At 37.7% G+C, this 6502-nt stretch carries 6 protein-coding genes, 1 pseudogene and 1 other annotated feature; of the genes and pseudogenes, 6 read left to right on the forward strand and 1 reads right to left on the reverse strand.

The genetic code is table 11. The features are described 5' to 3' along the window. Positions 1-262 precede the first annotated feature (262 nt). The 6 genes from FTT91_RS13920 (at position 263) to FTT91_RS13945 (ending at position 6326) form a co-directional block, all read left to right on the forward strand. Positions 263-673 carry a type IV pilin protein gene (locus tag FTT91_RS13920; protein WP_035270620.1) on the forward strand — a complete coding sequence of 137 codons (411 nt, stop codon included), beginning with the start codon at positions 263-265 and terminating at the stop codon, positions 671-673. Position 674: 1 nt separating this feature from the next. After that, positions 675-1169: a prepilin-type N-terminal cleavage/methylation domain-containing protein gene (locus FTT91_RS13925; RefSeq protein ID WP_035270618.1), complete on the forward strand. Its 495-nt coding sequence runs from the start codon at positions 675-677 to the stop codon at positions 1167-1169. After that, positions 1141-1560, forward strand: coding sequence for a type II secretion system protein J (locus FTT91_RS13930; RefSeq protein WP_180169670.1), 420 nt, complete (start codon positions 1141-1143; stop codon positions 1558-1560). The genes FTT91_RS13925 and FTT91_RS13930 overlap by 29 nt, the downstream gene beginning before the upstream one ends. 3 nt (positions 1561-1563) lie before the next feature. After that, positions 1564-2181, forward strand: a complete 618-nt coding sequence (locus FTT91_RS13935; RefSeq protein WP_035270613.1) for a prepilin-type N-terminal cleavage/methylation domain-containing protein — start codon at positions 1564-1566, stop codon at positions 2179-2181. A 29-nt stretch (positions 2182-2210) separates the two neighbouring features. Beyond that, positions 2211-4802 carry a hypothetical protein gene (locus FTT91_RS13940; RefSeq protein WP_180169671.1) on the forward strand — a complete coding sequence of 864 codons (2592 nt, stop codon included), beginning with the start codon at positions 2211-2213 and terminating at the stop codon, positions 4800-4802. Between the two features lie 328 nt (positions 4803-5130). Then, positions 5131-6326, forward strand: a protein-coding gene (locus FTT91_RS13945) for an IS3 family transposase (protein ID WP_373686129.1) whose coding sequence is annotated in 2 segments (ribosomal slippage) — positions 5131-5374 and positions 5374-6326 — 1197 coding nt in all. Because the reading frame shifts where the segments join, the coding sequence is not laid out codon by codon here. After that, positions 5382-5496 (forward strand) — a sequence feature (AL1L pseudoknot). (Overlaps the previous gene by 115 nt.) Before the next feature lie 38 nt (positions 6327-6364). On the opposite strand, the pseudogene FTT91_RS13950 reads toward FTT91_RS13945, so the two are convergent. Next, a pseudogene (locus FTT91_RS13950) lies at positions 6365-6502 on the reverse strand (WYL domain-containing protein); the annotation flags it as partial.

Here is a 6502-nt window from a genome sequence, read left to right on the forward strand (position 1 = left end):
CAACAATACAAAAAATTTCTGTAAAATCGTACATGGTAGTTAGAGCCTTTGGGTTGTGTCGTAACTTTCTAAATGGCTCTAACTACCTTTTTTTCAAGGGCTTTTCTTATCCGTAATTCGGGTTATATAGCATGTTTTATTTTACATTTTATCGTAAAATTAACACACTTTGTCATATTCGAGTTGTTGGACTTAGCTAAGTATTTTAATCTTCCATTCATTACTAGTAGAAGCTAGATAGCGTTTTAAATTTGGGGTATACATGAAAAAAATAAATGGATTTACATTAATTGAACTTATGATCGTTGTGGTCATTATGGCTATTTTGGCAGCAATCGCTATACCTAGTTATCAAAGTTATGTACAAAAAGCAAAAGTAAAAGAGGCACAATCTAATCTTGTTGGATTAGCACTCGCTGCAGAAAGTAACTATCAAAGGCAACTCAGCTATACGACTGGCAACCTTACTTCAACTAGTGCTATAAAAGCTAAATTTCCAACTTGGAATCCTTCATCTAGCAGTTTCACATATCAATACACATCTGCGGGCACTACATTTACCCTTACAGCGACTGGTGTTGATGCGGATATTAAAGACTGTACATTAACCCTAGACGATAAAGGGCAAAGAACAATAAGTAGCTGTGGTCAAATTACTTCATGGAGTAATTAATATGAATATACCCAAAGATAAAATTAAGCGAACTAAAGGGTTTACACTTGTAGAACTAATGATAACCATATTAATTATGACTATTTTATTACTTATGGGCACTTCTCTCACTAGCTCATGGATAACTCGTAGTCAGGTTAATAATGCCTCATCTATTTTAAAAACAGCCGTATTCCAAGCACGTGTTGCTGCTATACGAAACACAAACAATAAGACATCCACTGAAATTGCGACAAGTGTGTGCATAGACTATAGCAATAAAGTGATTCATATTCTGCGAATAAAAAGTGGAACAACTTGCTCAACTTCTGGCAATGAAATTTTGAAATCTATGACATTCTCTGAGGGCGTCACAATTAAAAAAGATACCAGTCTTGTAAATTGTTTTGCTTTTAGTACAACAGGAATCCTGATGAATGCAAGTTCCTGCACAGCAACACTAGATGATATTAAAGTGAAGAAAAATGATGATGAAATCAAAATCAATATCGTTTAAACAACAGGGCTTTACTCTTCTTGAGGCATTAATCGCACTGGTTATTTTTTCTATCATTATCTTAGGTAGTGGAACAGTACTGAGTCGAATGCTGCATACTCAAAAAGACATACATGTACAATCAATTATTATTAATCAAATGCAAGCCAGATTACAAGGCGCTGTGGTCAACAACACACCAACATCGGGCTTATGTGGAGCAATTAATAAGGATAGTATTCTCATTGATGGTCACACGTATTATGTAGGTTGTGGAATCGAACAAATAGTTAAAAATGGCATAGTTACAGAATGGCCTGTTCTTGCCATTAGTAGTACTAGCCAAGAGTCCTCCGATCGCTGTGCTGATGGAACAAATATAACAACCGACTGTTATATTGTGGGGAAGTAACTGATGTATAAAAATGGTTTTACAATTATTGAATTACTAGTAGGACTTGTTATTGCCATGCTGTGCATGGTAATGATGCTTATGCTATTCAAACAAATTACACGCACAGGACTTACGGCCTCTCAAGATGCAGAATATGATGCACAACTTGAAACTGGTGTCCTCATAACCCAAAAGTTAGTACAAAACGCAGGATACGGCTCAGGTCAAGCAGAAGATATTTCAATTGGCTCCCATAATAGTCAAAATGCTGTTTTTTGGAGGCTAAGACCCAACTTAGAGCTGACACCTATCACATATAAATGTCAAGGCATATCTGAAACTATTACAGCAGAGGAAAGCCATTACATACATCGTCTAGTTTTACTAAAAACTACCCCAGACTCATGCGGCACCGGCGCACTTACAGGAAAAAACTGGTCAATAGATCAACCTATTGTCGCAATAAGAAGCGACTCTAACAGCCCTATATTTAGTTATAACTTAGATGGAAGCTGCACGCCCTTTGGTCTAAGCAATATCAAAAATGGTAAAAAGCTAACAATTATAGGCGCAAGACTTGGATTAACTGGTATCGGGAAAAACATTCAGCGTGCTGTTTGTTTAAATAATATCCCTTAATATTTTATTTCATTAATAGGTGTAGTGCTATGCAAACCCTAAAACAACAACAAGGTATAGCAACTGTTTTATTGGTTGTATTGGTTGGTATCACTGTAATGGTTACGACTGCATCACTATCTAGAACCGTTACGGCTAAAAAAGAGGCAAGTGTGGCAGCACATGCACAGACAAATGCACAAATCATGGCTTGGGCAGGGGCAAGTGCTTTTCATGACTATATTCTACAACAAGGTAAAAATGGTATAGCCGATATACTCACTCTTAATGGTCAGTCAATCGTATTAAAAGCTAATGCCACTCAAGAAATTACGGCAAGCAATATATTAGTCATCGGCTGTGCTGCAAATGGCGATATATGCAAAATATCTGCTGATATTAGTGCAGATAATGAAGCATCCCAAGCTGCCACCACACTCAATGTTGTTTATGAATTTGAAGTTAAAGATGGCACAATTACGAGTTCATCAAAATCAGCAAAAATGGTCTTAGGTGGTAATACAAAAATAGCAAGCACAATTGAAGCAAACCATCCTGACACCGAACTAGAATTAAACGTTGACGGAGATTTATGGCTACAAACAGGTGCTACTCTTAAAAATATTTCCAAATTAACCATTAATTCTACAGGTGATGTACTTATTAATTGTTCAACTATTAATTTAGGAGCAAATTTATTGAATGGAATATGTGGAGGTGTAGATATCGACATCAATGCTGCTGGACGAATTGAAATTACAGATACAGGCTCAGGCTCATTCGGGAACTTAACTGCTAAAGGGCCTATTTCAATCTCTGGAACATCCGCACTAAATGTCAAGTCTCTTGATACCGTTAGCCTATGGCTTGGTGCTACAGCAGAAAATATCACATCAAATGGCAAGGTAGAGCTACATGCCGGTACTCGAGCCAACAACATAGCTTCCAACTCAGATGTCACTATACATACGGGAAGTAAAGCTGGAAACATTAAGGCTAGAAACATTACAGTTACTGGGGTTGGGGCTAGAGCAAAAAATCTTACGGCAACAGGAGATGTAAAACTTTGGCTTGGTGGACAAGTCGATGATATTTTGGCAAAAGGTGCTGTCGAAATTCATACTGGCAGTGAAGCAAAAAATATTAAAGTTGGAGGGAGAGTACTCATTACGGGTGCAGGGGCACGTGCTAATAATGTTGAAACTGCAAGTGCTTTTGAAGCATGGATTGCTGGTCGAAGAGCTGACGATGTTTATGCAGACGAAATCATGTTGGCAGCCGGAGTACGTATCGGAAATGCTTATTCTGCTAGTAAAATTGTGAATGAAATTAATACAAATGCTTTTGTCAATAATAGAGCAACTAGCGTAAATCGAAATAGCAGTGTAGCTACTTCGAAAATTAAAGCTCTAAAAGAACAACTAGCAAGTATCGCAGCTCCTTTTGTAAATACTTCAAGTATAGAGACTTATATTGATAAAAAAAACAGTTTTGAAAAAACACGCGTCGATGTTAAACAATACAAGAGTGAAGCCAACTATATTTTTACTATGGCGAACTTACAACGATCAGAAAAACTACTAACTATACGGGTATTTTTAAACCACCTCAAAAATGCTACCAGTGGTGAAGAATATATTTATGAAAACAATACTCAATACCGTATAAAAGACGGCGTAAAAACCCAAGTAAGTGATGGAAAGGGCTTTTACCTTGGGAGATATAGTATTAATGGTAAAAATGAAATTTATATTGATGCAATATGTGAAAAGGTTGAACAAAGAACACTCTTTAACCAAGTATATAAAAATGTGTGCATAAGCGAAATCGTTGGCTACTTCCCTCAAGTTGGCGTTACTAATAAAATTACTGGCGATATGTGGGAACCTATAGGCCATGATAGTGTCAGTAATATATGGTATATTCGGGCCTTTTTTGACAACTCTGATATTAGTAATCCTATGTTAACTCCTGGCATTCTTTACTTTGAAGGTAGTCTCGCCATCCACGGTAAAGCAGGACTAACGAACCCCAAAAACAATACTTTTACCAATAGCTTTTTAGCTGAAGGAAATATCAATATAACCACTGCTGCACCCACGATTTATTCCCCTTATAATATTTTACGTGAAAAACCAAATGCAGAGATTATTTGTAACCGTAAAATTAATCCATCGGTGACAACAGTTCCACCTACTGTTTCAAACACCTACCTTATCCCAACCAACCTCTGTAAAAGCAATACAGAATTTTCATATAGTATGAATAATGATGAGAATGGCAATCCATTAATGGTAAACATTGATGGTCAAGATACTACAAAACTCGATTTAGGCTATGTCGCACTTATGACCAACAAAAAAGTTAACTTTATAGGAATTTGTCCTCACATTTATGGTGATATATTTTCTAAATATGAATTTAACTCTTCAATATGTGGAAAAGTCGAAGGAAATATTTCAACTCAAATGGCTCAACCCTCTTTTCTAGATCCATATGCAAATGATTTTGAGGTCGGACTAAAAGTAATTCTACCGGAAGATGAATTCACCAATATCAAAGGCTCAACAAACACTACCGAAACGACTGGACTAACTATGGACAAAGACACTTTTGCCCTGAAATGGTCACGATATCTATAAAATTTTAAGCACCTTAAAAAAAGCCCGAACTAAGTATGAATTCGGGCTTTTTACTTTTGGCTTTTGGCTTTTGCCAAAGTTTCAGAGTTTAAGTGAATATGCTTATTGCGTAAGCGTCCGCTGAATCCCATACCAATTTTAATTCGATTTAGGTTTCCAGCAGCAGTGTGGCATCAACTCTTCAATCTGGGTCACTTTATGGTTGTCAACGGCAATTTAAAACTGACCCCTTTTACCTTAAAAACAGCAAAGTAAAATTGACCCCTTTGATGATTTATTAAGACTCAATTTGTGGTTGAATTCCTACTCTCTTTTTATCTTTTAGACGATAACTGAACCGTACCGTGTTTGTCGGAGAGTCAATATTCTGAGAGACTATCCATCGTATTGGGCTGCAATCACAGCAATTGCTCCTAAGATTGGCTGTACTCCTGAAACACTACGTGTTTGGCATCAAAAGCATTTAGATCAGCAAAATCCTATTAAAGTACAACAGATATCTGATCAAGAAAAAATGAAGCAAATGGAAGGTGAAATTAAAGAATTAAAACGTGCCAATGAGATTCTACGGAAAGCAGCGGCTTTTTTCGCCCAGGCGGAGCTCGACCGCCCACACAAATAATGGTGGATTTTATCCATAACAATAAGGCGTTATATGGTATTGAGGCGATTTGTAGAATTTTACCGATCGCTGCTTCAACCTATTACCGGACTTTAGATCTCGCGGACAATCCAGAACATCGAGCGAAACGGGATCTGCATGACCTTCATCATGCTGAACAAATTAAACGAATTTGGAAGGAAAGTTCAGGTCGGTATGGTGTGCGTAAGGTCTGGCAACAACTGAAACGTGAAGGCTATGTGATTGCACGTTGTACAGTTGCTCGATTGATGCAAAAACTAGGTATACAAGGTGTTTGGCGTGGTAAGAATAAACAAACCACCCGTAACCGAGATGACCAAAAACGGGCAGATGATTTAGTGAAACGTAATTTTAATGCTGATCATCCAAACCAACTATGGGTGGGTGACTTTACGTATATTCAAACTCATTCAGGCTGGGTATATACCGCATTTGTTATTGACGTGTTCTCACGAGCAATTGTTGGATGGAAAGTATCTACACGGATGAATACAGATATGGTGCTCGATGCATTGGAGCAAGCATTGCACGATCGAGGTATGCCTAAGAATGTGATTCATCATTCAGATAGAGGTGTTCAATATCTTTCTATTCGCTATACCAATCGTTTAGAAGCAGCAAATTTACGAGCATCAGTCGGTACGACAGGTGATTCATACGATAATGCTTTGGCTGAAACGGTGAATGGCTTATACAAAACAGAAGTGATTGAATATTTAAAAGCAGATTGGCAAGGTTTAGCGGATGTACAACTTGCGACATTAAATTGGGTAGATTGGTTCAACAAAAAGCGTGTACACAGTGCACTGGGTTATGTATCGCCTTTTGAGTTTGAAGCAATGTACTATGATAAGATTAATCCGTTAGGTCAGGTGGCCTAACTTAAATAAAAAAGTCTCCGACAAACCCGGTACGGTTCAACAACAGGTGTGCGATCAATTCTGGAGAGTAAAAAGTCCTTAAACTGCTTGCTCTGATGGCAATAGGCACGGACATGCCAGCGAAAACCGGTATACACCAGGGTGTGTGGGGAAATGATGCGTTCATGCCACTGCGG

This window comes from Acinetobacter sp. YH12021 (assembly GCF_013420145.1).
Taxonomy (GTDB): Bacteria; Pseudomonadota; Gammaproteobacteria; order Pseudomonadales; family Moraxellaceae; genus Acinetobacter; species Acinetobacter towneri.

Coding starts and splice junctions, on each gene's coding strand:
- FTT91_RS13920 (WP_035270620.1), top strand. CDS start 263: ATGAAAAAAATAAATGGATTTACATTAATTGAACTTATGATCGTTGTG.
- FTT91_RS13940 (WP_180169671.1), top strand. CDS start 2,211: ATGCAAACCCTAAAACAACAACAAGGTATAGCAACTGTTTTATTGGTT.
- FTT91_RS13925 (WP_035270618.1), top strand. CDS start 675: ATGAATATACCCAAAGATAAAATTAAGCGAACTAAAGGGTTTACACTT.
- FTT91_RS13930 (WP_180169670.1), top strand. CDS start 1,141: ATGATGAAATCAAAATCAATATCGTTTAAACAACAGGGCTTTACTCTT.
- FTT91_RS13935 (WP_035270613.1), top strand. CDS start 1,564: ATGTATAAAAATGGTTTTACAATTATTGAATTACTAGTAGGACTTGTT.